General features: G+C 70.8%; 26 protein-coding genes and 1 riboswitch. Of the genes, 13 read left to right on the top strand and 13 right to left on the bottom strand.

Annotated features, from left to right (window positions below; all coding sequences use genetic code 11):
* Positions 1-186: 186 nt before the first annotated feature.
* The 3 genes from ABGB01_RS06235 to thiO all read right to left on the bottom strand — a co-directional run bounded on the left by ABGB01_RS06235 (position 187) and on the right by thiO (position 2268).
* Positions 187-942, bottom strand: a complete 756-nt coding sequence (locus ABGB01_RS06235; RefSeq protein WP_347771168.1) for a thiazole synthase — start codon at positions 940-942, stop codon at positions 187-189.
* Entirely contained in the window at positions 935-1135 is a 201-nt protein-coding gene (gene thiS, locus ABGB01_RS06230) for a sulfur carrier protein ThiS (protein WP_132510617.1), read from the bottom strand. The genes ABGB01_RS06235 and thiS overlap by 8 nt, the downstream gene beginning before the upstream one ends.
* Positions 1132-2268, bottom strand: coding sequence for a glycine oxidase ThiO (gene thiO, locus ABGB01_RS06225; protein ID WP_347771166.1), 1137 nt, complete (start codon positions 2266-2268; stop codon positions 1132-1134). Before thiO ends, thiS begins: the two co-directional genes overlap by 4 nt.
* Positions 2258-2374, bottom strand: a riboswitch (TPP riboswitch). Its footprint overlaps the gene before it by 11 nt.
* Positions 2375-2433: 59 nt before the next feature.
* On the opposite strand from thiO, the gene ABGB01_RS06220 reads away from it, so the two are divergent.
* From ABGB01_RS06220 to thiE, 3 genes are read left to right on the top strand one after another with little or no spacing between them, the layout of a single operon-like run.
* A complete protein-coding gene (locus tag ABGB01_RS06220; RefSeq protein WP_347771164.1) occupies positions 2434-3597 on the top strand; it encodes an FAD-dependent oxidoreductase in 1164 nt (387 codons plus the stop codon).
* 30 nt (positions 3598-3627) lie between these two features.
* Positions 3628-4002 carry an Rv2175c family DNA-binding protein gene (locus tag ABGB01_RS06215; RefSeq protein WP_132510611.1) on the top strand — a complete coding sequence of 125 codons (375 nt, stop codon included), beginning with the start codon at positions 3628-3630 and terminating at the stop codon, positions 4000-4002.
* Complete coding sequence (gene thiE / locus ABGB01_RS06210) at positions 3980-4618, top strand: thiamine phosphate synthase (protein ID WP_347771162.1); 639 nt, start codon at positions 3980-3982, stop codon at positions 4616-4618. Before ABGB01_RS06215 ends, thiE begins: the two co-directional genes overlap by 23 nt.
* A 41-nt stretch (positions 4619-4659) precedes the next feature.
* Here the strand turns inward: thiE and ABGB01_RS06205 are convergent, their stop codons facing one another.
* Entirely contained in the window at positions 4660-5727 is a 1068-nt protein-coding gene (locus ABGB01_RS06205; protein WP_347771160.1) for a polyprenyl synthetase family protein, read from the bottom strand.
* 91 nt (positions 5728-5818) lie between these two features.
* On the opposite strand from ABGB01_RS06205, the gene metF reads away from it, so the two are divergent.
* The gene (gene metF / locus ABGB01_RS06200) at positions 5819-6739 is read left to right on the top strand and encodes a methylenetetrahydrofolate reductase [NAD(P)H] (RefSeq protein WP_347771158.1); all 921 of its coding nucleotides are present in this window, start codon (positions 5819-5821) and stop codon (positions 6737-6739) included.
* 467 nt (positions 6740-7206) lie between these two features.
* Here metF and ABGB01_RS06195 read toward each other — a convergent pair whose 3' ends face one another.
* Positions 7207-7515: a GNAT family N-acetyltransferase gene (locus ABGB01_RS06195; RefSeq protein WP_347621611.1), complete on the bottom strand. Its 309-nt coding sequence runs from the start codon at positions 7513-7515 to the stop codon at positions 7207-7209.
* Between the two features lie 274 nt (positions 7516-7789).
* A complete protein-coding gene (locus ABGB01_RS06190; RefSeq protein WP_347771156.1) occupies positions 7790-8266 on the bottom strand; it encodes a YbaK/EbsC family protein in 477 nt (158 codons plus the stop codon).
* Positions 8267-8460: 194 nt separating this feature from the next.
* Here ABGB01_RS06190 and ABGB01_RS06185 point away from each other — a divergent pair, with 194 nt between their 5' ends.
* On the top strand, positions 8461-9198 hold the full coding sequence (locus tag ABGB01_RS06185; RefSeq protein ID WP_347771154.1) for a L,D-transpeptidase family protein: 738 nt from the start codon (positions 8461-8463) through the stop codon (positions 9196-9198).
* A gap of 34 nt (positions 9199-9232) precedes the next feature.
* Here ABGB01_RS06185 and ABGB01_RS06180 read toward each other — a convergent pair whose 3' ends face one another.
* Together ABGB01_RS06180 and ABGB01_RS06175 are read right to left on the bottom strand one after the other, a co-directional pair.
* Complete coding sequence (locus tag ABGB01_RS06180; RefSeq protein WP_347771152.1) at positions 9233-9769, bottom strand: hypothetical protein; 537 nt, start codon at positions 9767-9769, stop codon at positions 9233-9235.
* A 56-nt stretch (positions 9770-9825) separates the two neighbouring features.
* Complete coding sequence (locus tag ABGB01_RS06175; protein ID WP_347771150.1) at positions 9826-10431, bottom strand: helix-turn-helix domain-containing protein; 606 nt, start codon at positions 10429-10431, stop codon at positions 9826-9828.
* 96 nt (positions 10432-10527) lie between these two features.
* Between ABGB01_RS06175 and ABGB01_RS06170 the strand changes: the two genes are divergently transcribed.
* From ABGB01_RS06170 to ABGB01_RS06160, 3 genes are all read left to right on the top strand, one after another.
* Positions 10528-11721: a cytochrome P450 gene (locus ABGB01_RS06170; protein ID WP_347771148.1), complete on the top strand. Its 1194-nt coding sequence runs from the start codon at positions 10528-10530 to the stop codon at positions 11719-11721.
* Positions 11722-11727: 6 nt separating this feature from the next.
* Positions 11728-11919: a ferredoxin gene (locus ABGB01_RS06165; protein WP_347771146.1), complete on the top strand. Its 192-nt coding sequence runs from the start codon at positions 11728-11730 to the stop codon at positions 11917-11919.
* Between the two features lie 459 nt (positions 11920-12378).
* Positions 12379-12825 (top strand): SAV_6107 family HEPN domain-containing protein, encoded by a 447-nt coding sequence (locus ABGB01_RS06160; RefSeq protein ID WP_347771144.1) that lies wholly within the window; start codon positions 12379-12381, stop codon positions 12823-12825.
* 404 nt (positions 12826-13229) lie between these two features.
* Here the strand turns inward: ABGB01_RS06160 and ABGB01_RS06155 are convergent, their stop codons facing one another.
* From ABGB01_RS06155 to ABGB01_RS06135, 5 genes are all read right to left on the bottom strand, one after another.
* Positions 13230-13724 carry a transcriptional regulator gene (locus ABGB01_RS06155; RefSeq protein WP_026214021.1) on the bottom strand — a complete coding sequence of 165 codons (495 nt, stop codon included), beginning with the start codon at positions 13722-13724 and terminating at the stop codon, positions 13230-13232.
* A 301-nt stretch (positions 13725-14025) separates the two neighbouring features.
* Positions 14026-14892: a universal stress protein gene (locus ABGB01_RS06150; protein WP_347771141.1), complete on the bottom strand. Its 867-nt coding sequence runs from the start codon at positions 14890-14892 to the stop codon at positions 14026-14028.
* An 89-nt stretch (positions 14893-14981) separates the two neighbouring features.
* A complete protein-coding gene (locus ABGB01_RS06145) occupies positions 14982-16403 on the bottom strand; it encodes an amino acid permease (RefSeq protein WP_347771139.1) in 1422 nt (473 codons plus the stop codon).
* Between the two features lie 10 nt (positions 16404-16413).
* Positions 16414-17349, bottom strand: a complete 936-nt coding sequence (arcC, locus tag ABGB01_RS06140; protein ID WP_347771137.1) for a carbamate kinase — start codon at positions 17347-17349, stop codon at positions 16414-16416.
* Complete coding sequence (locus ABGB01_RS06135; RefSeq protein WP_347771135.1) at positions 17349-18602, bottom strand: arginine deiminase; 1254 nt, start codon at positions 18600-18602, stop codon at positions 17349-17351. Before ABGB01_RS06135 ends, arcC begins: the two co-directional genes overlap by 1 nt.
* Before the next feature lie 287 nt (positions 18603-18889).
* On the opposite strand from ABGB01_RS06135, the gene pyrR reads away from it, so the two are divergent.
* The 5 genes from pyrR (at position 18890) to carB (ending at position 26338) form a co-directional block, all read left to right on the top strand.
* Entirely contained in the window at positions 18890-19435 is a 546-nt protein-coding gene (pyrR, locus tag ABGB01_RS06130; protein WP_347642701.1) for a bifunctional pyr operon transcriptional regulator/uracil phosphoribosyltransferase PyrR, read from the top strand.
* Positions 19432-20349 carry an aspartate carbamoyltransferase catalytic subunit gene (locus ABGB01_RS06125; protein ID WP_347771133.1) on the top strand — a complete coding sequence of 306 codons (918 nt, stop codon included), beginning with the start codon at positions 19432-19434 and terminating at the stop codon, positions 20347-20349. The genes pyrR and ABGB01_RS06125 overlap by 4 nt, the downstream gene beginning before the upstream one ends.
* Positions 20350-20384: 35 nt before the next feature.
* Entirely contained in the window at positions 20385-21671 is a 1287-nt protein-coding gene (locus tag ABGB01_RS06120; RefSeq protein WP_347771262.1) for a dihydroorotase, read from the top strand.
* Between the two features lie 17 nt (positions 21672-21688).
* A complete protein-coding gene (gene carA, locus ABGB01_RS06115) occupies positions 21689-22906 on the top strand; it encodes a glutamine-hydrolyzing carbamoyl-phosphate synthase small subunit (RefSeq protein WP_347771131.1) in 1218 nt (405 codons plus the stop codon).
* A gap of 144 nt (positions 22907-23050) precedes the next feature.
* On the top strand, positions 23051-26338 hold the full coding sequence (carB, locus tag ABGB01_RS06110; protein ID WP_347771129.1) for a carbamoyl-phosphate synthase large subunit: 3288 nt from the start codon (positions 23051-23053) through the stop codon (positions 26336-26338).
* The last annotated feature ends 8 nt before the right edge of the window (positions 26339-26346 follow it).

The raw sequence follows: 26346 nt of genomic DNA, 5'->3' as shown, positions 1-26346 counted from the left end.
CGCGCGCCCGCTTCCCCGGGCCCCGGCCCGAGCCGGGAGACCCCCGAGGCGAACCATCCCTTCACCCGCGGCAGTCCGGGCGTGTCGTCCGGGCGGCCGGCGGCGGCTCACGTGCGGTGATCCCGCGCGGTGGCGCCCCGGCGACCGTGAACGTCGTCCGCGCGAGCGGTCGCCGCGGGCGAGGGGTCACGGGGTCATCGGGGAGGAGGCTTCGGCGTGGCGGCGGCGGGGGATACGCCCCGCCTGGCGGGCCAGACGCCCGGCCGTCACGGCCTGCCTCATGGCCGTGGCCATGAGGTCGGGCCGCTGCGCCCGGGTGACCGCCGTGGCCAGCAGGACGGCGTCGCAGCCCAGCTCCATCGCCAGGGCCGCGTCGCTGGCCGTGCCGATGCCCGCGTCGAGGATGACCGGCACGGAGGCGGCCTCCACGATCAGCTCGATGTTGTGCGGGTTGCGGATGCCCAGCCCGGAGCCGATCGGCGCGCCCAGCGGCATGACGGCCGCGCAGCCCGCCTGCTCCAGGCGCCGCGCCAGCGCCGGGTCGTCGCCGATGTACGGCAGCACCACGAACCCGTCGGCCACCAGCCGCTCGGCCGCGTCGAACGTCTCGATCGGGTCGGGCAGCAGCGTGCGCTCGTCGGCGATGACCTCCAGCTTGACCCAGGGTGTGCCGAGCGCCTCCCTGGCCAGCCGCGCCGTCAGCACGGCCTCGCCCGCGGTGAAGCAGCCCGCGGTGTTGGGGAGCACCTTGATGTCCCGCCTGCGCAGCACGTCGAGGACGGAGCCGCGGGCCTCCGGGTCGAGCCGCCGCATCGCGACCGTGGTCATCTCGGTGCCGGACGCGGCCAGCGCCTGGTCGAGCACCTCGAGCGACGGGGCGCCGCCGGTGCCCATGATGAGCCGGGACGAGAACTTCTCCCCGGCGATGATCAGATCATCCACCTTGCACCGCCGTCAGGACCTCCACGCGGTCGCTGTCGCTGAGCGCCGTCGTCTCCCAGGCGCTGCGCGTGACCACCTCGTCGTTCACGGCCACGGCCACTCCGGTGGTGGCCGCGGTCAACGTGCTCACGGCCTGCGCCACGGTCGTGCCGTCGATCACCTCGTGCGCGGTCCCATTGATCATCACAATCATGAAATTTCCTGAAACCTTCCCGGCGAGCACAGCGCCGCCAGCTCGCCTTCTTCGCCCAGCAGGATGGCCGTCGTCAACGGGGCCAGCAGCACGCCGCCCCGATGGTGCCCGGTGGCCAGCGCGAGCCCGGGCGTGCCGCTCGGGCCGATGACGGGCAGGTTGTCCGGCGTCCCTGGCCGCAGCCCGGCCACCACGTCGGCCACCTCCAGCTCGGTGACGCCCGGCACCAGCTCCCTGGCGTCACGCAGCAGCTCGTAGAGCCCGCCGGCCGTCACCCTGGTGTCGAACCCCATCTCCTCCTGGGTGGCGCCGACGACCAGCTCGCCGTCGCCCCTGGGGACCAGGTAGACGGACGAGCCGTGCACGGTGCCGCGTACGCACCGGCCGAGCAGGGGCTGGGCGGAGCGCAACCGCATGATCTGCCCCTTGACCGGACGTACCGGCACCCCGGCCAGCCCGGCGCTCCACGCCCCGGCCGCCAGGATCACCCGCTCGGCCCGCAGGTGTCGCGGCACGCCCCCATCGGCCACGGCGGGGGCCGGGACGTCCGGTGGCGCGAGGCGTACCCCTGTGACCCTGCCGCCGTCACGCGTGAGCTCGCTCACGCGCGCCCGCACCAGCGGGACGCCCAGCCGGTCGAGGGCGGCGAGCAGCGCCGCCGTCACGCGGCGCGGATCGACCCAGGCGTCGCCGGGAGCCAGCAGGCCGCCGCGCACGGCGGGGGCCAGCATCGGCTCAAGGCGCCGGCACTCGCGCCCGGTCAGCCGCTCGACCGGCAGCTCCAGCTTCTCCATGAACGCGGCCAGCTCGTCCAGCGCCGCCAGGTCGTCGGCGCCGAACGCGACGTCCAGCGTGCCGTTCGTACGGAAGTCGAGTGCGGCCGGACCGGAGAGCCCGGCGTCCAAGGCCAGCTCGGCGGCGAAGGACGGCCAGCGGCGCAGCGCGGCCATCCCGAGCCGCAGCAGCGGTGCCTCGGTGTAGGTCACCTCGCTGACCGGAGCCAGCATCCCCGCGGCCGCGTGCGAGGCCCCCGAAGCGGGCGCCGGGTCGGCCACGGTGACCGGCCGGCCGGAGCGGGCCAGCCGCCAGGCGACCGACAGCCCGACGATCCCGCCGCCTACGATCACGTCCACATGCGCTCCCTTCGCCGGCATGACCCGGATCAGGTGTCTTGCGGTCGAAGGCCCGGTCAAGCCTTCCTCTCAGCCCGGTAACGGCCGGACTCCCGCGCGTCTTTCCCTCACCAGCCTACGGCCTCGGTGTCATGCCCGGACACCGCCCCCGTTATGGTCATGGACGTGAACCACGTCGTCGTCGTCGGAGCAGGACTGGCCGGTCTGCGCACTGTGGAGGCGCTGCGCTCGAAGGGCTTCGCCGGGCGCGTCACCATGGTCGGCAGGGAACGCCACCGCCCCTACGACCGCCCGCCCCTGTCCAAGGCCGTGTTGTCGGGGGAGGCCGACGACAGCTACGTCGGCGCCGACCTGGCCGCGCTCGGCGTCGAGTTCTGGCCCGGCGTCAGCGCCAAGTCGCTGCGCGCGGGGGTCGTGGAGACGACCGAGGGCGAGCTGGGCTACGACGGCCTGGTGATCGCCACCGGAGCCGACCCGATCAGGCTTCCCGGCGACGGTCCCCAGCACGTGCTGCGCACTCTCGACGACGCCCACGAGCTCAGGGCCATGCTCGTCCCCGGCGCCCGCGTCGCGATCATCGGCGCCGGGTGGATCGGCGCCGAGGTCGCCACCGCCGCCCGCCGGGCCGGGTGCGCGGTGACGGTGATCGAGGCCGGCCCCGCGCCGCTCGCCACCGCCGTCGGCGCCGAGATCGGCGCGCGCACCGAGGCCTGGTATTCCGGCATCGACCTGCGGCTCGGCGCCATGGTCGACTCCGTGGACGAGGGCGGCGTGCGGTTGGTGGGCGGCGCGTTCGTCGAGGCCCACGTGGTCGTCACCGGCATCGGCGTGCGTCCCGCCGTCGAGTGGCTCGCCGACGCCGACATCGACCTGCACAACGGTGTCGTCACCGACGAGCATCTGCGCGCCTCGTTGCCCGGCGTCGTCGCCGTCGGCGACTGCGCCGCCTGGTGGTCGCGCCGCTGGCAGACCCGGCTCCGCGTCGAACACTGGGACTCCGCGCTCAACGCGCCCGAGGTCGCCGCCGCGACGCTGCTCGGCGAGGACGCCGTCTACGATCCCGTGCCCTACTTCTGGTCGGAGCAGTTCGGGCACATGGTGCAGTACGCCGGCCACCACCCCGCGGGCGAACGCCTCCTCTACCGCGGTGACGCGGAGGGTAAATGGTCGGCCGTGTGGCTCACCGCCGACGACGCCCTCGCCGCCGTGCTCGCCGTCGATCGGCCGCGAGACCTCGTACAGGGCCGTAGAATCATCGCCTCGGGCCAACGCCTCGATGCCAAACGCCTGGTAGATCCCGAAGTGTCCCTACGAGATTGTGTTGTTTGAGCAAGCGCGCCATGTGGTAGTTGTGGTTTCGTGACACTTTCTGTTGCACAGATCGACCGGGAGACCGAGCAGCTCGTCGACGAGTGGCTCACTCTCCCCGAAGTGGCCTCACGCCTCGACCTTCCGCTGGGGCGGGCCAAGCAACTTCTCAAGGACCACAAGCTGCTCGGCGTACGCAGGGGCAGCGGCGGGCCTCAGGTGCCCGCGGTGTTCCTCGACGGAAAAGATGTGATGAAGGGCCTGCCCGGCACGCTGACCGTGTTGCAGGACGCCGGCTACGACGACGTCGAGTCGCTGCGCTGGCTCTTCACCCCGGACGAGTCCCTGCCGGGGTCGCCCATCGAGGCGATCCGGGCCGGCCGTCACACTGAGGTCAAGCGGCGTGCCCAAGCTCTCGCTTTCTGAGGCCCGCCTCTATCTCTGCACCGACGGCCGCCGCGACCGCGGCGACCTGGCAGAGTTCCTCGATTCCGTGCTGGCCGGCGGCGTGGACATCATCCAGCTGAGGGAGAAGGGCTTGGAGGCCCGCGAAGAACTCGCGCTCCTCGAGGTCTTCCGCGACGCCTGCGACCGGCACGGCAAACTCCTGGCCGTCAACGACCGGGCGGACATCGCCCACGCCGCCCGGCCCGACGTGCTCCATCTGGGGCAGGACGACCTTCCTGTGACGGTCGCGCGAGAAATACTCGGCGACGACATCGTCATCGGAAGGTCCACCCACTCCGCTGCCGAGGCGTCCGCCGCGGCCGTGGAGCAGGGCGTCGACTATTACTGCTGCGGCCCCATCTGGCCCACCCCGACCAAACCCGGCCGCCCGGCGCCCGGACCGCCGCTGCTCAGGCACGCGGCGGCGCTCGGCACCTCGCGGCCGTGGTTCGGGATCGGCGGCATCGACCTCGACAACCTCGACGAGGTCATGTCGTACGGTGCCGAGCGGGTGGTCGTCGTACGCGCGATCACCGACGCGGACGATCCGGGGGCGGCGGCGGCCGAGTTCGCCAAACGCCTGTCGGCTCCCTGAGCCGAACGCCGGGCGGTCCCTGACCGGCCCGCCCGGCCGCCTCAGGTCTTGCGGGACGTGGCGGCGATGGCGAGCTCGGTCAGGGCGGAGCGGGCCTCGGCCGTCACCGGCGACTCGTCGAGGGCGGACAGCGCCTGGCTCAGATAGTCGCCGATCAGGTCCTCGCACTCCCGCAACGCGCCGGTGTCGTCGATGATCTCCCGCAGCGTCGCCACCCCGGCCTCGTCCAGCTCGGGGTCGCCGAGCAGCCGCCGGACGGTCTGCGCGGCCCCGGGGGACGCGGCCGCCAGCGTGCGGGCCACGAGCATCGTCCGCTTGCCCTCGCGCAGGTCGTCGCCCGCGGGCTTGCCCGTCTGCGCCGGGTCGCCGAACACTCCGAGGATATCGTCCCTGAGCTGGAAGGCGATCCCCACGCGGGTGCCGTAGCCGGTGCACAGCTCGTCCATCCACGGCGCGCGCTTCTCGCCGGCGAGCACCAGCCCGAGCCGCAGCGGCTGCTCCACCGAGTATTTGCCGCTCTTGAACAGCGCCACCCGCAGCGCCGACTCGAACGTGTTCTCCCCGTTGGCCTGCTCCAGCAGGTCGAGGTACTGGCCGCACATCAGCTCGGTGCGCATGTGGTCGTGCACGGGCTGGGCCGCCTCCAGGGACGCGGGCGGCAGGCCGCTGGTGCGCCACATCTCGCCCGACCAGATGAGCAGCAGGTTGCCGAGCAGGATCGCCGCCCCCTCGCCGAACTGCTGCGCCGACCCCTGCCAGCGGGACTGCTCGTGCATGGACTCGAAGCGGCGGTGCGCGGCCGGCATCCCCCTGCGCAGGTCGCTCTTGTCCATCACGTCGTCGTGGACGAGCGCGCTGGCCTGCAGCAGCTCCAGCGAGGCGGCGGCGGTGAAGATCGAGGGGGCGTCGGCGCCGCCCGCGCCGCGCCAGCCCCAGTAGCAGAACGCCGGGCGCAGCCGCTTGCCCCCGGACAGCAGTGCGTCGGCGGCCGCGCGCAGCGGGGCGAAGGCGGCATCGCCCCCGGCCGGCAACTTCCGTTCGACGAACTCTGCGAGGGAGCGCTCCACCTGCGGGCGCAGGACGTCCATGCGGGCGGCGTCAGTGGTCATGACACTGAGACTAATGGCCGGACGCGGGCGTCAGGATCTCCAGGTGCCTCTCGGGCTGCCTGTCCCGCGGCGCCGCTGTAGCCTGGTGACCATGGCGCTTGGTCGACCTTCCTTCTTTCCCGAACGTGTTCCCACCGTCCGCGACATGCTCGCCGGCGGTGGGCGGTCGTTCTCCTTCGAGTTCTTCCCGCCGAAGACCGACGAGGGCGAGCGATTGTTGTGGCGGGCGATCAGGGAGCTCGAGTCGCTGCGGCCGACGTTCGTGTCGGTGACCTACGGCGCGGGCGGCTCCACCCGCGACCGCACGGTCGACATCGTGGAGCGCATCGCCCACGACACCACGCTCACGCCCGTGGCGCACTTCACGGCGGTCAACCACTCCGTCCGCGAGCTGCGCCACCTCGTGGGGCGCTTCGCCGACGCCGGGGTGCGCAACATCCTGGCCGTCCGGGGCGATCCCCCGGGCGACCCGACGGCCGAGTGGGTGCCGCACCCCGAGGGCGTGCTCTACGCCGAAGACCTGGTGCGGCTGATCAGGCAGGCGGGCGACTTCTGCGTGGGCGTGGCCGCCTTCCCCTACAAGCACCCGCGCTCGCCGTCCATCGAGTCCGACACCGACTACTTCGTCCGCAAGTGCCGGTCGGGTGCCGACTACGCGATCACGCAGATGTTCTTCGAGGCCGACGACTATCTGCGGCTGCGCGATCGGGTGGCGGCCCAGGGCTGTGACACGCCGATCATCCCGTGCATCATGCCGGTGACGCAGATGAGCACGATCGCGCGTTCGGAGCAGTTGTCCGGGGCGCCGTTCCCGCCCCGCCTGGCGGCACGCTTCGAGGCGGTCAAGGACGATCCGGCCGCGGTGCGGCGGCTGGGCATCGAGCACGGGGCCGAGCTGTGCCAGCGGCTGCTCGACGAGGGCGCGCCGGGGATCCACTTCATCACGTTCAACCGCTCCAGCGCCACGCGCGAGGTGTTCCAGAGACTGTCCGGGGTGCAGCTGTCCGCCTGACGCGGCGCTGTGGTGCGGCTGTCCGCCCGGCGTGGTGCTGGGGGTGTGGCCGCCCACCTGACGCGGCTCTCCGCCCGGCGCGGTCTTCCTTCTTTACGGCACGGCCGGCGGCACGCCACCCGCCGACCGGGGCCGGCGGCCTCCAGGGAGACGCCCGCTGACCCGCACGGGGCGGGCCGCCGTCACGGCGCGACGTGGGCCGGACACGTGGTTCGAGGCGTCGGGCCGGTCAGCGAGGAGCATGAGGAAGGCCCGTCACCCGCCCGCAGGGGGACCGGGCGGGTGACGGGCGGGGACTGGTAGCCGGTGAGTAAAGGGTCGGTTACTTTCTGTCATGGATGATGCCCTCGGCCATGCCCGGTAAACCCACGGGTCACGTCGTCATCAAGGTTTCTCCTGTCACCGGAGACCGCGGGGCGAAAGGGGACGCTCGGCAGAGGTCCGGCGGGGCTTCTTTCCCGCGACGGTCAGGGGAGGGGCAGGGGGCGGCCGGCGATCGCGTATTCCTCGTGGCCGCCGGGGAAGACGAACCGGGTCAGCAGATCGGTGAAGCCCATGCTGGCGTAGAGGTGCCGGGCGGCCGTCGGCTGGTCGTGCGTGGACAGGACGGCCGAGCGTTCCGGCCGGCCGGCGCACAGTGTCCTGATCATGGCCCGGCCGATGCCCTTGCCCTGGTAGCCGGGGTGGACGTGGATCTCGGCCAGCTCGAACGCGAATCCCAGCCACGCGTTGGCGGCCTCCGGGCCCATCTCGTCACGCAGGGCCCGGAGAACCACGTCATGCCACCATTGCCCCGGCGCGCCCCGGAAGCCGTACGCGAAACCCACGATTTGGGGTTCCGAAGTGGGTAGCTGCGGGGATGAATCACGCAATTCAGCGAAATAACACTGAAAATGGGGATATGTCCCATGATTTCGCATGATGGTCTTGCGGCCCGCGATCTGGTCCGCGGGAGGGTTCATCGCGGCCGTGTAGATGCCGATCACCGTCTCCAGCCGTTCGGTGAACCCGGCGGGACCCACCCCGCGAAAGTCGATCACTTGTCGCACACTACTCGACGTCCACAGGGGTGCCCCCGGTGATCCGCACCAACTCGTCGAACGTGGTCGGGAACACGGTCAGCGGATGCCCGCCGGCCGCCCACACCACCTCGTGCTTGCTCAGCCAGTTGTCCACCAGCGTCGGCACGGGCGCCGGATGCCCGACCGGAGCGACCCCGCCGATCGGCTGGCCGGTGGCGGCCCTGACGAACTCCGGCGACGCCCGGCGTACCCGCCGGACACCCGCCGTGCGGGCGATCAGTTCGACATCGACCCGGTGCGCGCCGCTCGTCAGCACGAGCAGGGGCCCGCCGTCCGCGTCGAAGATCAGGCTGTTGGCGATGGCCCCGACCTCGCACCCGATCTGCGCCGCGGCGGTCGCGGCGGTGGGGGCCTTCTCCGGCAGAACGACGATCTCGCCGGTCACCCCGAGCCGGCGAAGCGCTGATTCCACAATGACGGCATTGGCCGGCAACTTCTCAGACATGGACACACTCTAAACAGGATGACTGCTTGATTACCGATTGATGGTGAGTGGTGTAAGGTCCACTGATCCATTCGTTACCGGGGTGAGAGGTGGTACAGGTGAGGGCTCGACGGCTACCCGGGGTAGCTGCTCTCCTGACGGCCGGCGCCGTCATCGTCTCGGGATGCGGCACGCCGGCGCCGCACCGTACGCACGTGTCGTCATCCGTGCTGACGCCGGCGACTACCACCACGACACCCGCGACTGCGGGCGGGCCGGCCGCCGCCGTTCCGGCCGCGACGGTCACCGCGCCGGGCAAGACGCTCAAGCTCGGGGCCAAGGGCAAGGCGGTCACCTGGATGCAGGAGCGCCTGACCGAGCTGGGCTACCGCCCGGGCAAGGCGGACGGGAAATACGGCGGCACGACGCTGGCGGCCGTGTGGGCGTTCCAGAAGGTCAACGGCATCAAGCCGACCAGCACCGTCGCCAGGCGCACCTGGGAGGCGCTCGAGACGCCGAAGGCCCCGAGAGTCCTGGCCAGGAACGGCAAGCCGACCCGCGCCGAGGTCGACCTGACCAAGCAGATCATGGTCATGTACGTCAAGGGCGAGGCCACGCTCATCACCCACGTGTCGTCGGGCAGCGGCATCGCCTACTGCGAAACGGCCATGTGGCAGGGCAAGCAGCAGCGGTTCTGCGGCTCGGCCACGACGCCGACCGGCAACTACCGGACGACCTGGCGCGCGAACGGGTGGCACAAGTCCTATCTGGGCGAGCTGTACAACCCGATCTTCTTCAACGGCGGCATCGCCTTCCACGGGGCGTTGTCCGTGCCGCTCCACCCGGCCTCGCACGGCTGCGTGCGCATGCCGATGAACGTCGCCGAGGAGCTTCCCGGCCTGCTCGGCAAGGGCGTGCCGGTGCACGTGCGGGGCAAGTTCAGGGGCGCGTGACCCCTCCACCCCAGGCCTTCGCGTGACCTGCGGCTCAGCGGGCGGGCTCCACGCCTGCCCGCGCCGCGCGCCGGCCGGTCGAGGCCGCCATCGCCATCCCCACCGCCTGCGTCAGCCCGGCCGCGAGCACGATGAGCGGCGTGGCCGCCTGCCAGCCTGGCACCCCCGCGGCGAAGTCAGGGGAGTCGTACAGGCCTGGCAGGCTGTGTACGGGGTTCATCAGCGCGACTAAGAACGCGAGCGCGTACGGGACCATGAGGACGCCCGAGAGCACCATGAGCAGCGTGCGGCCCCGGCCACGCCGCCGCAGCAGCGCGCCGATGACGAGGTAGGCCACCGCCACGACCCCCGTGAACAGGGCGATCCACCAGGTCAGCCGCCAGACGTCGGTGCCCAGCGCCGTCATCTCGCCGGGACCGAGCGGGCCGCCCTCCCACTCGGGGCCGGCGATCTGCGCCCGCACAGCCTCCCGGATGGCCGCGTGGTTGACGGCCGCGTACGCCCCCGCCAGGACCGGCCCGAGCGCCAGCAGGACCAGATCGGTGGGCCGCCGCCGGCTGCTTTCCGCCATGCGCTCTCCTCTCCCGCCTCGGCGGGGACAGCCTCTCAGAAAGCGTGCGCGAGGTGCTAGCCGAGCGAGCGCATCCCGGCCAGCGCGACGTCGGCGGCCCGGCGAGCGGTGTCCCAGATCTCCTCCAGCGACCGGTTGTGCTCCAGGTTGGCGATCACCGCGAGCTTGACCGACCCGAACAGCGCGCCCACCGCCGCCGCGGCCTCGATCATGCTCAGCTCGCCGGCGTACGTCTCGTGCAGCGTCCGCGCCAGCCCGAGCTGCGTGCCGAACAGCACCGTCAGCGCCCGCGCCTGCAGCGTCGGTTCGGTCAGGATGAGCCGCAGCCGCAGCTCGGCGTCCTCGAAGGTGAGCTCCTCCTGCGCGCTCGACCAGGCGAGGCTGTTGTCGATGAGGCTGCTCAGCAGGTCGGCCGGCGACATCCCGGGCTCTGGGCGGGCCAGCATGGCCTTCGCCAGCTCCATGCGCTCGGCCGTGTCGTAGAAGACCACGTCCTCCTTGCTCGCGAAGTAGCTGAAGAACGTGCGTGTCGACACGTCGGCCCCAGCGGCGATCTCCGCCAGCGTGGTCTCCTCGTAACCCTTCTCGTCGAAGAGCTGGAGCGCCGACTCGATCAGCGCCCGGCGCGTGCGCTGCTTCTTGCGCTCCCGCAATCCCGCCATGCCGGAACTATACTGCACGCTTTTATTGTTTTCACTAGTTGAAAGTTTGCATCGATTGAGGTTTTCTGGGTAGGTCGCTCGGAAAGGAGCAGAGGCATGTCCGACTTCACCCTGCCCATGACCAGGCAGCGTCCGTTCGACCCGCCGGACGAGGTCGCGGAGCTGCGGCAACAGGCTTCGATGCACCGCATGACGTACGCCGACGGCCACGTCGGCTGGCTGGTGACCGGCTACGCGGAGGCCCGTGCGGTGCTGGCCCACCCCGGCTTCAGCAACCGGCCGGACAAGATGCACGCGCCGATCCCGTCCAGGGTCGACCTGGTCGGCGAGCGCAGGGATCGCGGGGTGCCGCGGGGGTTCTTCCTGCGCACGGACGCGCCTGAGCACACGCGCTACCGCAAGCTGCTGACCGGGCAGTTCACCGTGCGCAGGATGAAGGCTCTCGAGCCGCGGATCACCGAGATCACCGACGCCTGCCTGGACGACATGGCGGCCGCCGGCGGCACCGTGGACCTCGTCCAGACGTTCGCGCTGCCGATCCCGTCGCTGGTGATCTGCGAACTGCTCGGGGTGCCGTACGAGGATCGTGCGCAGTTCCAGGAGGACTCCAAGATCCTGGTCAACCTGGAGACCAAGGCCGACGACGTGCTGGCGGCGCTCGGGAGGGTCTCGGCCTACCTGTACGGGTTGATCCAGCGCAAGCGCAAAGAGCCGGCCGACGACCTGCTGAGCGGGCTCATCGAGAGCGGGGAGCTCGACGACGAGGAGCTCACGGGGGTGGCGTTCCTGCTGCTGGTGGCCGGGCACGAGACGACCGCCAACATGCTGGGCCTCGGGACGTACGCGCTGCTCACCAACCCCGACCAGCTCGCCGCCATGCGCGACGACCCGTCGGTGGTGGACAACGGCGTCGAGGAGCTGCTGCGCTACCTCACCATCATCCACCTCGGCCCGTTCAGGCTCGCGACGGAGGACGTCGAGATCGCGGGCAACCTCATCAAGGAAGGAGAGATGGTCGGCGTCCACCTGCCGGTCGTCAACCGCGACCCCTCCCGATTCCCCGACGGCGATCGGCTCGACGTCACCCGCCCCGCCGGCGGTCACATGACCTTCGGCCACGGCATCCACCAGTGCCTCGGCCAGCAGCTCGCCCGGGCCGAGATGCGCATCGCCTACCCTGCGCTGCTGCGGCGCTTCCCTGGCCTACGCTTGGCGGTAACGCCCGAGGAGGTGCCGATGCGCTCGGATATGACCATCTATGGAGTGCACCGCCTCCCTGTCACTTGGTAGGTCATCATGGAGATCAAGGCAGACACCACGGTGTGCATCGGTGCCGGCATGTGCGCGCTGACGGCGCCGGAGGTGTTCGACCAGAGCGAGGACGAAGGCACGGTGGTGTTGTTGCGTCAGACGCCGCCGGACGGTCAGGAGGAGACCGTGCGGCGCGCCGTGACCCTCTGCCCCTCGGGGGCGATTTCCGTCTCCTGAGCGCCTCCTGGCCCTCCTGGGTGCCGCCTGGGCGCCCTCTGGACCCGAGCCGCCGCCGCGTGCCCATCCGCGGCGGCGGCTGTTCTCGTCGTACGGGTTGTCCTCGTGGCGAGCCGGCCGTTTCGTCCATGGTCATCGAACCTGTGTTCGTGGATGTGGTTGACACCGGACCTGATCGAAATTATGTTCGATCCAGTGACGGTGAGGCTCGCGGCTCGGCGTCACCTGGGCCTGGTCGCGGGCAGTTCGCTTCCCCAAGCGATCCCCGCGGCCAGGTTCCACGGGCGAAGGGCACGTCCTCGTCGTCGGCGGAGACGAGCGGGCGTGTCCTGGCCGGACGGGGAGAGGGGAAGCTCCTCGTCCGGCCGGCCCGGCGGAAATGTCGGTGGCGTCTGCGAGTGTTGACTCCACCGGCGCAACGCCGGCCGCCCGCCCACGACTCCAGAGGAGGCGCGCAAGATGGCACCACGGCCTAGAGAAACGCCCGGGCCCCGGCTGTCGGCTGCGGTTCGGGCACACCTCATCGATTCACGTTCCTGCCTGGCGGAGGCGACCGGCGCTCGCACCCCGGCATCCCGATATGTGGCCGCCCACCTCGCCGCCCTCAGGGCGGCGGCGGCGATCCTGGCCGCGCGCCCGCGACCCATGGAGGGCCGCAGGCGTCGCCTGCGCAGCGCGTGGGAGCTGCTGCCCGAGGCGGAGCCGCACCTGGCCGAGTGGGCCGCCTACTTCGCGGCGAGTGCCGCCAAGCGGGCCGCGGCCGAGGCGGGCATGGTCCGCGGGATCGGCGCGGCCGACGCCGACGAGATCCTGGCCGAGGCGGAGACCTTCGTCTGCACCATCGAAGACCTGCTCGGCGTTCCCAGCCAGCCCCAGCTTCCCGCGGACGTCCCCCTGGCCGGCTGACGCCCCCCTCGCACGCGAGCCCCTCCGAGCGGGCTCCCCCCCGGGGCCACCCGGGGCGCTCCGGGATGCCCTGGCCAAGGCCTTCCGGGCGGCCACCCTGGCCGGGGCTTTCGCGTGTTCCCGGGCCTTTCCGGATGGACTCCGCCGGGCCCTCCGTAGCGGACCCGTGGCCGCAGTCCTCGGCGCGGCCCGTCCGGTCTTCCGCGGGCGCCGAGCGCCCGCCGTACCGTCTCGGCAGGGCAGGTGGGGCCGTGAGCCGGGGTGCCGTGCGGGCCGCTCCATCGTGGTGGTCAATGGCGGGAGGGTGGGGCCCGTGGAAGGACGAAGGGCTCGCCGCGTGCACGGCGAGCCCACATGCCTCAGGCGGGTGACCTCGAAAACGAGCAATCCCTGAGGAGCCGACCTCAGAACGACTCGACGGCCCGGCGAGCCTCGGCGTCGAGGACGCCCCAGCTGATGAGCTCCTCGGTCAGCTCGCTGGGCGACTTGTCGTAGATCACGGCCAGGGAGCGCAGATCCTCCTGGCGGATCGACAGCACCTTGCCGTTGTAGTCGCCACGCTGGCTCTGGATCGTCGCGGCGTAACGGGCCAGCGCGCCCGCCTTCTCCTTCGGCAGGGTCGCCAGGCGCTCCAGGTCGATCACAAGCTTGGGTGTCGGCCCGAGCGGGCTGGGGGCGGCGCCGCCCGGCAGCAGCTCGGAGACGGGCACCCCGTAGAAGTCGGCAAGCTCGGCAAGTTTCTGCACGGTCACAGCCCGGTCGCCGCGCTCATATGAGCCCACGACTACGGCTTTCCACCTGCCACGCGACTTCTCTTCGACTCCATGCAGGGACAGGCCCTGCTGGGTGCGGATGGCGCGGAGTCGTGCACCCAGCGACTTTGCGTACTCAGACGGCATCGTGTGGCCCCCCGGCTCTCGTATGTATCGCTCTTAGTAGATTGTGCTCCCTTGCGGCGTATGCCCCGGCCACCGGGGGGTCTGGTGCTGTGCTCGGCACCATCGGTAGCCACGGCCTGGGTTTACCCCGGTAACGCCGCGCAGTGCGGTTACGCACAGTGACGGTAAAGGGGTGGACGCCCCAGGTCAAGCTGATTGGAAAAAAGATGCCGAATCCGGTCCGGTAGGAATCGCCACAAACGCCTCTGATGTCCCACTAATACCAGTACTTCGTCATAGTTTGACGAGGGAGCGTGCCCACTCACGTCTGGCGGGTGAGCACCATGACCGGGCATGTCGCGGCCTTGACGATCTTTATGGACGTGTCGCCGAGGAAGACCCGTCTGAGTGGCCCGGTGGCGCTCGAAGCGCATATGATCATCTCGCCGGCGAGCCACGAGGTCGTGCCGAGCGCTTGAGGGACACTCCGGCCCTCCAGCACCTCGGCCTCCACGGACAACCTCCGCCGGTGCCCCCGCGCAGCCGTGCGCAGGTCGGCCGCGGCCTGGTCGCGCAGGCGGACGAGCATCTCCTTCTCGACCCGCGCCCGCCTGCCGCTGCTGACCACGAGCGTGACCAGCCTCAGGGACACGCCGAGCGTCGCGGCCGCCCTGGCCGCGTCCTTGACCGCCGCGTCGCCGCCGGGGCCGCGCCGGTAGGCGACGGTGAGGCGGTCGAAGGCGGCCGGTGGCCGTTCGCCGTAGCCGCGGGGGGCGAGCAGGACGGGGACGGAGGAAGAGTGCAGCAGCTGGTCGGCCGTGCTGCCCAGGGCGATGCGGCCCCTGCCTCCGCGCGGGGCCGAGCCGATCACCACGACGTCCGCGCCGCGTTTGCGGGCCAGCTCCACCAGGCCGCGCCCGCTGCCCCGGTGGGTGTGCGTGACATACTCGGCGTCCTCGCCGGCCAGCTCGCGGGCCTGCGCGAGCGTCGCGGCCGCCTGCTCGGCGAGGTAGGCGCGCCAGGCGCTCTCCTCGGCCCTGGCGGGCCCCGGCGGCGTCCAGACGGGCGGCTGCACGCTCGCCACCGTCAGGCGCCCGCGCGCCTGCTCCTTGAGCAGGACGGCCAGCGTCAGCCCGTCTCTTCCCCGCGGTCCCGGCGCGTATCCGGCGAGCACGTTCTCCAGCTTCATCGGCTCCTCCTTCGCCGCAGACCCCGGACCTCAGCCCTGGGGAGCCGGCCAGTCGGGTGCCCGGCTCGAAGACCTGTCGGGGAAGCCAATCAGCCCACCTCGACATTCAGCCGCGAATGGTTGTAGCCGTAGAGGAAGTAGCAGGTCAGGCCCACCAGCATCCACAGCGCGAACGCCAGCCAGGTGACCCCGGCGAGCCCCGCCATGACGACGAGGCAGAAGACCGCGCCGAGGATCGGCGTGACGGGGAAGAACGGCACGCGGAAGCTGCGCGGCAACTCCGGGCTGCGGTAGCGGAGCACGAGCACGCCGACGTTCACGATGGCGAAGGCGAACAGCGTGCCGATGCTGGTCGCCTCCGCCAGCTGGCCCAGCGGCACGAGCCCGGCCAGCACCGAGATGAACAGGGCGACGATGAGGGTGTTGGCGACGGGCACCTGGTGGCGCGGGTTGACCTTCTGGAAGACGCGGGGGATGAGCCCGTCGCGGGACATCGCGAACAGGATGCGGGTCTGGCCGTACATGACGGTGAGCACGACGCTCGCGATGGCGATGACCGCGCCGAAGGAGACGATCAGGCCGGGCCAGGTGGCGCCCATGGCCAGGTCGGCGATGTAGGCCAGGCTGGCCTCGGTGCTTTCGGGGTCGAACTCGGTCCACGGCATCGCGCCGACGGCGGCCAGGGCCACGAGCACGTAGACGAGCGTGACGATGGCCAGGGAGAGGACGATGGCCAGGGGCAGGTCGCGCCTGGGGTTCTTGGCCTCCTCGCCGGCGGTCGAGGCGGCGTCGAAGCCGATGTACGAGAAGAAGACCTGGGAGGCGGCGGCGGTGATGCCGGCCACCCCCATCGGGGCGAGGGGCGAGAGGTTGCCCGCATCGAACGCGGTGAACGCCACCGCGCAGAAGAACAGCAGCACCGCGATCTTGATCAGCACGAAGATCGCGTTGGCCTTGGCGCTCTCGGACGCCCCGTAGAGCAGCAGCCAGGTGGCCAGCAGCACGATGAGGATCGCGGTGACGTTGACCACGCCGCCGTCCTGGCCGGGGGAGCGGGTGATCGCGTCAGGCAGGGTGAAGCCGAACAACGACCGCAGGAACGCGTTCAGGTATTCGCCCCAGCCCACGGAGACCGCCGCCACGGACACGGCGTACTCCAGCATGAGGCACCAGCCGCAGATCCAGGCCACCAGCTCGCCCAGCGTCGCGTACGCGTAGGAGTAGGACGAGCCGGACACCGGGATCGTCCCGGCCAGCTCGGCGTACGACAGGGCGGACAGCAGCGCGGTGAAGGCGGCCAGCACGAACGCCAGCACCACCGCGGGCCCCGCCTTGGGGACCGCCTGCCCGAGGATCACGAAGATGCCGGTGCCCAGCGTGGCTCCCACGCTGAACAGCGTGAGCTGCCACAGCGACATCGTGCGCCGCAGCTCACCGCCCTCACCCCGGCCGGCCTCGGCCACGATGCGCTCGGTCGGCTTCGTACGCAGGAGCCGTTGGGCCAGTGCCATCCGACACCCCCTACAACGTGCTCGTCAGCGGCCACCTGCCGTTGGGTGTGACGATGGTGCCCGCTGAGCCGTCGAGTATGCGTTCGGCCTGGTCAAGCTTCCCGATGGCGGCCATGTCACCGGTGTTCTCGACGAAACGGCACACGGCGTCCACCTTCGGGCCCATCGACCCGGCGGGGAACTCCATGGTCCGCAGCTCGTGCGGCGTGGTGTGGGCGATCTCCGTCTCCTCCGGCGTGCCGAAGCCGCGCATCACGCGGGGCACGTCGGTGAGGATCAGGAACGCGTCGCATTCGAGCGACTCGGCCAGCATCGCGGCGGTGAGGTCCTTGTCCACGACCGCCTCGACGCCGATCAGCCGGCCGGACTCGTCGCGGACGACGGGGATGCCGCCGCCGCCCGCGCAGATGACGACCACGCCCTCGCGGATCATCTTGCGGATCAGCCGGGTCTCGACGATGCGCCGGGGCGTGGGGGAGGGGACGACACGCCGCCAGTGAGGGCCGTCCTGGGCGACGGTCCAGCCGTTCTCGGCGGCCAGCTTCTCGGCCTCCTCCTGGTCGTAGACCTGGCCGACGAACTTGGCCGGCTGCTCGAAGGCGGGGTCGACGGCCGTCACCAGCGTCTGCGTGACCATGGCGAGGACCTGCCGGCCCGGCAGCGCGTTCTGCAGCGTCTGCTGCATCCAGTAGCCGATCATGCCCTGTGTCTGCGCGACCAGCGTGTCGAACGGGTAGGGCCGGGTCAGGTCGGGGTCGGCGGCGCTCTCCAGCGCCAGCATGCCGATCTGCGGGCCGTTCCCGTGGGTGATGACCAGCTCGTGCTCGCCGGCCAGCCGGGCGAGCGTCCTGACGGCCGTGCGCACGTTGGCCAGCTGGACGTCGGCGTCCGCCTTCTGGCCGCGTTTGAGCACGGCGTTGCCGCCGAGAGCGACGATGACCCGCATCAGGCCTCCTGGACCGCGTCCCGCTCGAGCGGGCAGCTCATGCAGCGAGGGCCGCCCCGGCCCCTGCCGAGCTCGCTGCCCCTGATGGTGATCACTTCGATGCCGTTGTCGCGCAGGAAGTTGTTCGTCGTGGTGTTGCGCTCGTAGGCGACCACCACGCCGGGCTCCAGTGCCAGCCCGTTGCAGCCGTCGTCCCACTGCTCCCGCTCCGCGGCGTACACGTCCTGGGTGGGGGTGAGGACCTTGATGTCGTCCAGGTCCAGCGCGCGGGCGATGGCCTTGTGCATGTCCTCCGGCGGGTGGTCGGTGACCTTGAGCTCCTTGTGCGTCTCACCGGGCTCGATCGTGTACGAGCGCAGCATCCCGAGCCCCGCGTACTTCGTGAACACCCCCACGTCCAGCATCGTCATCACGGTGTCGAGATGCATGACCGCCCGCGCCTTCGGCATGTCGAGCGCCACGATCTTCCGCGCCGAGCCGGCTCTGAAAAGCCGCTGCGCCAGCATCTCGACCGCCTGAGCCCGGGTGCGCTCGCTGATCCCGATCAGCACCGCGCCGTTGCCGATCACCAGCACGTCGCCGCCTTCGAGGGTGGCGGGCGCCACCGTCTGGCCGGGCATCCAGCAGTGGTAGCCGCCCTGACCGGGCCGGTCGAAGCCGCCGGCGAACGTCGGGTGGAACATGTAGACGGCCTCCATGTTGACCGTCTCGCGCATGCGGGCCTTCTTGCGCATGGCGTTGATCGACACGCCGTCGTAGATCCAGCAGGACGTGTCGCGGGTGAAGAGGTGGTTGGGCAGCGGCGGCAGGATGTAGTCGTCGCCGGCCGTGGTGTGGAAGGTGACCGACTTGGGGGCGCAGCCCATGGCGACCAGTTCGTCCTTGGTGATGCCGCCCGTCAGGTAGAGCTGCAGCGTGGCCGCGTCCATGCCGTCGAGGGTGTTGCGGATGTCGTCGATGGCGGCCGGGCCGAGCCAGCGCTCGTCGATGACCGCGTCGAGGATGTGCTTGCGCGCCTCGGGGATGTCGACGGTCTCGCGCAGCAGGTCGGCCAGCTCGTACACCTCGATGCCGCGGCCTGTCAGCACCTGCCTGAACTCCTCGTGCTCCTCCATCGCGCGCTGGACCCACAGCACGTCGTCGAAGAGGAACGCGTCCTTGGTGGTGGGGGTGAGCCTCTTGAGCGCCAGGTCGGGCTTGTGGAGGAGGACCTGGCGCAGCCGCCCGACCTCCGAATCGACATGAAAGGTCATCTTCGCTCTATCCCCCCAAAAGCCGGACATGAACGATCGCCCGGCAAGCCCTCCGTGACCTGCCCGCGCGAGAAGGGCCGACACGGCGGATGAGGGGAGTTTTACCCGATGGCAGGCCGCGGATGAGAGCGGCGGAACCCGCACTGGCCGGTCACCCCCCGTAGGGGAGCCGTCGCGGCGTATCGGGAGGGCGCTCGCGTTGTAGCTGGTAGCCCCTGGTACTCTGTCTCCCGACCAACACCCTTTAAGATCCGTCCCGTGAGGCGGGAAAGGTGGTGAGATTCGCCATGTCCGATTCCCGCGCCGTGCTGGAGGCCCCCGACATTCACCGGGCGCTGACCAGGATCGCGCACGAGATCCTCGAGCGGACCAAGGGCGCCGACGACGTCGTCCTCCTCGGCATCCCGACCCGTGGCGCGACGCTGGCCCGCCGGCTCGGCGACCGCGTCGAGCAGTTCGAAGGCGTGAAGATCCCCGTCGGCTCGATCGACATCACGATGTACCGCGACGATCTGCGGCTCAAGCCCGCCCGGCCGCTCGGCCACACCGAGCTGCCGCCCGACGGCATCGACGGCAAGGTCGTGGTGCTCGTCGACGACGTTCTCTACTCCGGCCGCACCGTGCGGGCCGCGCTCGACGCGCTCAACGACCTCGGCCGGCCCACCGCCGTGCAGCTGGCCACGCTGGTCGACCGCGGCCACCGCGAGCTGCCCATCCGCGCCGACTACGTCGGCAAGAACCTGCCGACCGCCAAGAGCGAGAAGGTCAAGGTCTATCTCCAGGAGATCGACGGCCGCGACGCCGTCGTGCTGGTCAAGGGGGGCGGCAGGTGAAACGGCATCTGATCTCCGCCGGAGACCTCACCAAGGACGACGCGCTGCTCATCCTCGACACCGCCGAGGAGCTGGCGAGTGTCGCGGAACGTTCCATCAAGAAGCTGCCCACGCTGCGCGGGCGCACGGTGGTCAACCTCTTCTTCGAAGACTCGACCCGCACGCGCATCTCGTTCGAGGCGGCGGCCAAGCGGCTGTCGGCCGACGTGATCAACTTCTCGGCCAAGGGGTCGAGCGTGTCCAAGGGCGAGTCGCTCAAGGACACCGCGCTCACCCTGGAGGCCATGGGGGCCGACGCGGTCGTCATCCGCCACAGCGCCTCCGGCGCGCCGCACCGCCTGGCCAACTGGGTGCACGGCAGCGTCGTCAACGCCGGCGACGGCACCCACGAGCACCCGACGCAGGCGCTGCTCGACGCCTTCTCCATGCGCCGCCGCCTGGGCGCGCTCGAAGGGCGCAAGATCACGATCGTCGGCGACGTGCTGCACAGCCGGGTCGCCCGCTCCAACGTGCTGCTGCTCGGCACGCTCGGCGCCGACGTCACGCTGGTCGCGCCGCCCACGCTGCTGCCCGTCTCCGTCGGCACCTGGCCGTGCGAGGTCTCCTACGACCTCGACGCGGTGCTGCCGAAGTCCGACGTGGTGATGATGCTGCGGGTGCAGAAGGAGCGGATGAACGCCGCCTACTTCCCGAGCGAGCGCGAATACTCGCGCCGCTACGGACTCGACCGCGACCGCTTCGCCAAGATGCCGGACGACGCGATCGTCATGCACCCCGGGCCGATGAACCGCGGCATGGAGATCGCCGCCGAGGTGGCCGACTCGGCGCGCTCGACGATCGTGGAGCAGGTCGCCAACGGCGTGACCATCCGCATGGCCGTCCTCTACCTGCTGCTCGGAGGAGAGACCACGTGAAAGAGCGCAGCGAACCAACCGACGGGCACAGCATTATGATCATCAAGAACGTCAGGATTCTGGGCGGCGAGCCGGTCTCGATCCGGATCGCCGACGGCGTGATCGCGGAGGTCGCGCCGGGCCTGGACGCGCCCGAGGCGATCGACGGCGCAGGCGCGATCGCGCTCCCCGGGCTGGTCGACCTGCACACCCACCTGCGCGAGCCGGGCCGGGAGGACGCCGAGACCGTGCGGACCGGCACGCAGTCGGCGGCCCGCGGCGGCTACACCGCCGTGCACGCCATGGCCAACACCTCGCCCGTCGCCGACACCGCCGGCGTGGTCGAGCAGGTGTGGCGGCTGGGCCGCGAACACGCTCTCTGCGACGTGCACCCCGTCGGCGCGGTCACCGTCGGCCTGGAGGGCAGGCAGCTGGCCGAGCTGGGCGCGATGGCCGACTCGGCCGCCCGCGTGCGCGTCTTCTCCGACGACGGCAAGTGCGTCGACGACGCCGTCCTCATGCGCCGCGCCCTCGAATACGTCAAGGCGTTCGACGGCGTCGTCGCCCAGCACGCCCAGGAGCCCAGGCTCACCTCCGGCGCCCAGATGAACGAAGGCGTCGTCTCCGGCAGGCTCGGCCTGGCCGGCTGGCCGGCGGTCGCCGAGGAGGCGATCATCGCCCGCGACTGCCTGCTGGCCGCGCACGTGGGCTCCAGGCTGCACGTGTGCCACGTCTCCACGGCGGGCTCGGTCGAGATCATCCGCTGGGCCAAGTCCAAGGGCTGGAACGTCACCGCCGAGGTCACCCCCCACCACCTCCTGCTCACCGACGACCTGGTCGAGGAGTCGCCGGTGGGGGCCTACAACCCGATCTACAAGGTCAACCCGCCGCTGCGCACCCGCGCCGACGTGGAGGCGCTGCGCGCCGCGCTGGCCGACGGCACGATCGACATCGTGGCCACCGACCACGCGCCCCACCCGGTCGAGGACAAGGAGACCGAGTGGTCGGCGGCGGCCATGGGCATGGTCGGCCTGGAGACGGCGCTCAGCGTCGTCCAGGAAGCCATGGTGGAGACCGGGCTGCTCGACTGGGCGGGTGTCGCGCAGCGGATGTCCGCGCTTCCCGCGCGCATCGGCCGCCTGCCCGGTCAGGGCCGTCCGCTCGAGGTGGGCGAGCCGGCCAACATCATGCTGTACGACCCGTCCGCGCGCACCGAGGTGGATCCCTCCGCCTTCGCGTCGAAGAGCAGGAACACACCCTATGAAGGCATGACGCTGCCGGGCCGGGTCGTCGCCACGTTCCTGCGCGGCAGGCCGACCGTTCTCGAAGGGAAGCTGGTTTGAACGACAGCCCTGCTGACATGGACAACAACGTGCCGCGAAGCGGCTACTCGGGGGGCGGAGCCCACCGAGGGGCGGTGCTCGTTCTGGAAGACGGCCGCGTCTTCCACGGAACCCCGTACGGCGCCGAAGGTGAGACGTTCGGCGAGATGGTCTTCAACACCGGCATGACCGGCTACCAGGAGACGCTGACGGACCCGTCCTACCACCGGCAGATCGTCGCCATGACGGCGCCCCACATCGGCAACACCGGCGTCAACGACGACGATCCCGAGTCGTCGCGCGTCTGGGTGGCCGGCTACGTCGTGCGCGAACCGTCCAGGGTGGTCTCCAGCTGGCGGGCCACCCGATCACTCGACGCCTACCTCAAGGAGCAGGGCGTCGTCGGCATCGCCATCTCCGGCACCCGCGCGCTCACCCGCCACCTGCGCGAGCGCGGCGCCATGCGCGCCGGCATCTTCACCGGCCCGTCCGAGCCCGTCGAGGAACTGGTCGAGCGGGTGCGCCGCTCGCCCGGCATGGAGGGCGCCGACCTGGCCGCACAGGTGGCCACGGCCGAGCCCTACGTCGTGCCCGCGGCCGGAACGAAGAAGTTCACGGTGGCGGCCGTCGACCTGGGCATCAAGGGCATGACGCCGCACCGGATGGCCGAGCGCGGCTGCGAGGTGCACGTGCTGCCCGCGACCGCCACGTACGAGCAGATCATGGCGGTGAAGCCGGACGGCGTGTTCTTCTCCAACGGCCCCGGCGACCCCGCCACCGCCGACGTGTCGGCGCTGCGGAAGGTGCTGGAGGCCAGGGTGCCCTTCTTCGGCATCTGCTTCGGCAACCAGCTCTTCGGGCGGGCCCTCGGCCTGTCCACGTACAAACTGCGCTACGGGCACCGGGGCGTCAACCAGCCGGTGCAGGACGTACGCACCGGGAAGGTGGAGATCTCGGCGCACAACCACGGGTTCGCGGTGGAGGCGCCGCTCGACGGGCCGTTCGAGACGCCGTACGGGCCGGCCGAGGTCAGTCACGTCAACCTCAACGACCGCTGCGTGGAGGGCCTGCGCCTGCTGGAACAGCCTGCCTTCAGCGTGCAATACCACCCTGAGGCCGCCGCGGGGCCCCACGACGCGGCTTACCTCTTCGACGAGTTCTGCGAGATCCTGGCCTCGTCCTGTGCGCGGGACTCCGGACGGGACTCCATGCAGGACTCCGGGAAAGACGGGAAGGATTCTCACCCTTGCGGATAGAGGTTCCTGCTTCGCAGCCGACCGCCCGCCAGAAAGGGACGCTCTCCTTGCGGTCTTACACCAGCTCCACAGACGTTTCACCTGCCCGCGGGCTCCGCGCCCCGACGCGTGACCTGATGCCCGGCCGGACGAGGGAGGCCTCGAATGCCCAAGCGTGAGGACATCAGGTCGGTCCTGGTGATCGGCTCGGGCCCGATCGTGATCGGTCAGGCGTGCGAGTTCGACTACTCCGGCACCCAGGCGTGCCGGGTGCTGCGGGACGAGGGCTTCCGCGTCATCCTGGTCAACAGCAACCCCGCGACGATCATGACGGACCCGGAGTTCGCCGACGCCACGTACGTCGAGCCCATCACCCCCGAGTTCGTCGAGAAGATCATCGCCAAGGAGCGCCCCGACGCGCTGCTGCCGACGCTGGGCGGGCAGACGGCGCTCAACACGGCGGTCGCGCTGCACGAGTCGGGCGTCCTGGACACGTACGAAGTCGAGCTGATCGGCGCCGATTTCGACGCGATCCAGGCGGGCGAGAACCGCGAGCGGTTCAAGGAGATCGTCGCCAAGGTCGCCCGCGAGCACGGTCTCAACGCCGAGTCCGCGAGGTCGGTCATCTGCCACACGATGGACGAGTGCCTGGCCGCCGCGGGCGAGCTCGGCTATCCGGTGGTGGTCAGGCCGTCGTTCACCATGGGCGGCGCCGGGTCCGGGTTCGCGTACACCGAGGAAGACCTGCGGCGCATCGCCGGCGCGGGGCTCGACGCGTCGCCGACCACCGAGGTGCTCCTGGAGGAGTCGATCCTCGGCTGGAAGGAGTACGAGCTCGAGGTCATGCGCGACAGGGCCGACAACGTCGTCATCGTCTGCTCCATCGAGAACATCGACCCGATGGGCGTCCACACCGGCGACAGCGTCACCGTCGCGCCCGCGCTGACCCTGACCGACCGCGAATACCAGAACATGCGCGACGTCGCCATCGCCGTCATCCGCGAGGTCGGGGTCGACACCGGCGGCTGCAACATCCAGTTCGCGGTCGACCCGCGCACCGGCCGCATGATCGTCATCGAGATGAACCCGCGCGTGTCGCGCTCGTCGGCGCTGGCGTCCAAGGCCACCGGCTTCCCGATCGCGAAGATCGCGGCCAAGCTGGCCATCGGCTACACCCTCGACGAGATCCCCAACGACATCACGAAGGAGACCCCCGCCTCCTTCGAGCCGACGCTCGACTACATCGTGGTGAAGGTGCCGCGGTTCGCGTTCGAGAAGTTCAGGGGCGCCGACCAGACGCTCACCACGCACATGAAGTCGGTCGGCGAGGCCATGGCCATCGGCCGCTCCTTCCCCGAAGCGCTGCAGAAGGCGCTGCGGTCGCTGGAGAAAAAAGACTCCTCCTTCACCTGGGCCGGCGAGCTCCGGCCGAAGGACGAGCTGCTGGCCGAGTGCCGCACGCCGCACGACGGGCGGCTGCACACCATGCAGCAGGCCATCAGGGCGGGCGCCACGCCCGGCGAGCTGTTCGAGGCCACGCGCGTCGACCCGTGGTTCATCGACCAGCTCTTCCTGCTGCACGAGGAGGCCGAGACGGTCGCCACGGCGGCCGAGCTGACCGTGGAGGTGCTCGAACGCGCCAAGCGCCACGGATTCAGCGACGTGCAGATCGGCGACATCCGCGGCATCGACGAGGCGCGGGTGCGCGACCTGCGGCACGCCCTCGGGCTGCGGCCGGTCTACAACACCGTCGACACGTGCGCCGCCGAGTTCGCCGCGAAGACCCCCTACCTCTACTCCACCTACGACGAGGAGAGCGAGGTCCCCTCCGGCGAGCGGGAGAAGGTCATCATCCTCGGCTCCGGGCCCAACCGCATCGGGCAGGGCATCGAGTTCGACTACGCGTGCGTGCACGCCTCGTTCGAGCTGTCGCGGGCCGGGTTCGAGACCGTCATGGTCAACTGCAACCCCGAGACCGTCTCCACCGACTACGACACCTCCGACCGGCTCTACTTCGAGCCGCTCACCCTGGAGGACGTCCTGGAGGTCGTGCACGCCGAGCAGCAGACAGGGCCCGTGGCGGGCGTGATCGTGCAGCTCGGCGGCCAGACGCCGCTGGGGCTCGCGCAGGCGCTGAAGGACGCGGGCGTGCCCGTGGTCGGCACCTCGCCGGAGTCCATCCACCTGGCCGAGGAGCGCGGCGCGTTCGGGCGGGTGCTGGCCGAGGCGGGCCTGCCCGCGCCCAAGCACGGCACGGCGCTGACCGTCTCGGAGGCTCTGGAGATCGCCGAGGACCTCGGCTACCCGGTGCTCGTGCGCCCCTCGTACGTGCTGGGCGGGGCAGGCATGGCCATCGTCTACGACGACGAGACGCTGACCACCTACATGGCGGCCCAGGAGGGCGGCCATCCGGTGCTGGTGGACAAGTTCCTCGACGAGTCCATCGAGATCGACGTCGACGCCCTCTACGACGGCGAGGAGCTCTATCTCGGGGGCGTCATGGAGCACATCGAGGAGGCCGGCATCCACTCCGGCGACTCGGCGTGTGCCCTGCCGCCCATCACGCTCGGCAGCAACGACATCAAGCGCATCCGCGCCGCCACCGAGGCCATCGCCGCCGGGGTGGGGGTGCGCGGGCTGCTGAACGTCCAGTACGCCATGTCCGCCGGCGTCCTCCACGTCCTGGAGGCCAACCCGCGCGCCAGCCGTACCGTGCCGTTCGTGTCCAAGGCCACGGCGGCGCCGCTGGCCAAGGCGGCGGCCCGGGTGATGCTCGGCGCGTCGATCGCCTCGCTGCGCGAGGAGGGCATGCTGCCCGCGACCGGCGACGGCGGCACGCTGCCGCTCGACTCGTCCATCGCGGTCAAGGAGGCGGTGCTGCCGTTCAACCGCTTCCGCGGCGTCGACATCGTGCTCGGGCCCGAGATGCGCTCCACGGGCGAGGTCATGGGCATCGACGCGTTCTTCGGCGTGGCGTTCGCGAAGTCCCAGGCGGCCGCCTATGGTGAGCTGCCGACCAAGGGACGCGCGTTCGTGTCCGTGGCCAACCGCGACAAGCGTGCGATGATCTTCCCTGTGAAGGCGCTCGCGGACCTCGGGTTCGAGATCCTGGCCACCGAGGGGACCGCCGAGGTGCTGCGCCGCAACGGCGTCCATGCCAAGATCGTGCGAAAGCACAGCGAGGGGACGGGGCCCGGAGGTGAGCCTACGAGCGTGCAGTGCATTCTCGACGGCGAGGTCGATCTGATCATCAACACGCCCTTCGGCAGCCCCGGGCAGTCAGGCCCGCGCCTCGACGGCTACGACATCCGCACCGCCGCGGTGCTGCGCGGCATCCCGTGCATCACCACGGTCGCGGGACTCGCCGCGGCGGCGGCGGGCATCCAGGCGATCGTGCGCGGCGATGTGGGCGTACGGTCACTGCAGGAACACGCGCAGGCACTCAGGGGCTGACCCCTACG

Source organism: Nonomuraea sp. B5E05 (assembly GCF_039880665.1).
GTDB lineage: Bacteria > Actinomycetota > Actinomycetes > Streptosporangiales > Streptosporangiaceae > Nonomuraea.
This window is presented reverse-complemented; position numbering and strand designations above follow the sequence as displayed.

What these genes read in the sequence shown, in the direction of transcription:
- ABGB01_RS06120 (WP_347771262.1), top strand. Translation starts at nt 20,385, where the DNA reads ATGATCATCAAGAACGTCAGGATTCTGGGCGGCGAGCCGGTCTCGATC.
- ABGB01_RS06170 (WP_347771148.1), top strand. Translation starts at nt 10,528, where the DNA reads ATGTCCGACTTCACCCTGCCCATGACCAGGCAGCGTCCGTTCGACCCG.
- thiS (WP_132510617.1), bottom strand. Translation starts at nt 1,135, where the DNA reads ATGATTGTGATGATCAATGGGACCGCGCACGAGGTGATCGACGGCACG.
- ABGB01_RS06190 (WP_347771156.1), bottom strand. Translation starts at nt 8,266, where the DNA reads ATGTCTGAGAAGTTGCCGGCCAATGCCGTCATTGTGGAATCAGCGCTT.
- ABGB01_RS06165 (WP_347771146.1), top strand. Translation starts at nt 11,728, where the DNA reads ATGGAGATCAAGGCAGACACCACGGTGTGCATCGGTGCCGGCATGTGC.
- pyrR (WP_347642701.1), top strand. Translation starts at nt 18,890, where the DNA reads ATGTCCGATTCCCGCGCCGTGCTGGAGGCCCCCGACATTCACCGGGCG.
- ABGB01_RS06180 (WP_347771152.1), bottom strand. Translation starts at nt 9,769, where the DNA reads ATGGCGGAAAGCAGCCGGCGGCGGCCCACCGATCTGGTCCTGCTGGCG.
- carB (WP_347771129.1), top strand. Translation starts at nt 23,051, where the DNA reads ATGCCCAAGCGTGAGGACATCAGGTCGGTCCTGGTGATCGGCTCGGGC.
- ABGB01_RS06135 (WP_347771135.1), bottom strand. Translation starts at nt 18,602, where the DNA reads ATGACCTTTCATGTCGATTCGGAGGTCGGGCGGCTGCGCCAGGTCCTC.
- metF (WP_347771158.1), top strand. Translation starts at nt 5,819, where the DNA reads ATGGCGCTTGGTCGACCTTCCTTCTTTCCCGAACGTGTTCCCACCGTC.
- arcC (WP_347771137.1), bottom strand. Translation starts at nt 17,349, where the DNA reads ATGCGGGTCATCGTCGCTCTCGGCGGCAACGCCGTGCTCAAACGCGGC.
- ABGB01_RS06150 (WP_347771141.1), bottom strand. Translation starts at nt 14,892, where the DNA reads ATGAAGCTGGAGAACGTGCTCGCCGGATACGCGCCGGGACCGCGGGGA.
- ABGB01_RS06160 (WP_347771144.1), top strand. Translation starts at nt 12,379, where the DNA reads ATGGCACCACGGCCTAGAGAAACGCCCGGGCCCCGGCTGTCGGCTGCG.
- carA (WP_347771131.1), top strand. Translation starts at nt 21,689, where the DNA reads ATGGACAACAACGTGCCGCGAAGCGGCTACTCGGGGGGCGGAGCCCAC.
- ABGB01_RS06175 (WP_347771150.1), bottom strand. Translation starts at nt 10,431, where the DNA reads ATGGCGGGATTGCGGGAGCGCAAGAAGCAGCGCACGCGCCGGGCGCTG.
- ABGB01_RS06155 (WP_026214021.1), bottom strand. Translation starts at nt 13,724, where the DNA reads ATGCCGTCTGAGTACGCAAAGTCGCTGGGTGCACGACTCCGCGCCATC.
- ABGB01_RS06145 (WP_347771139.1), bottom strand. Translation starts at nt 16,403, where the DNA reads ATGGCACTGGCCCAACGGCTCCTGCGTACGAAGCCGACCGAGCGCATC.
- ABGB01_RS06205 (WP_347771160.1), bottom strand. Translation starts at nt 5,727, where the DNA reads ATGACCACTGACGCCGCCCGCATGGACGTCCTGCGCCCGCAGGTGGAG.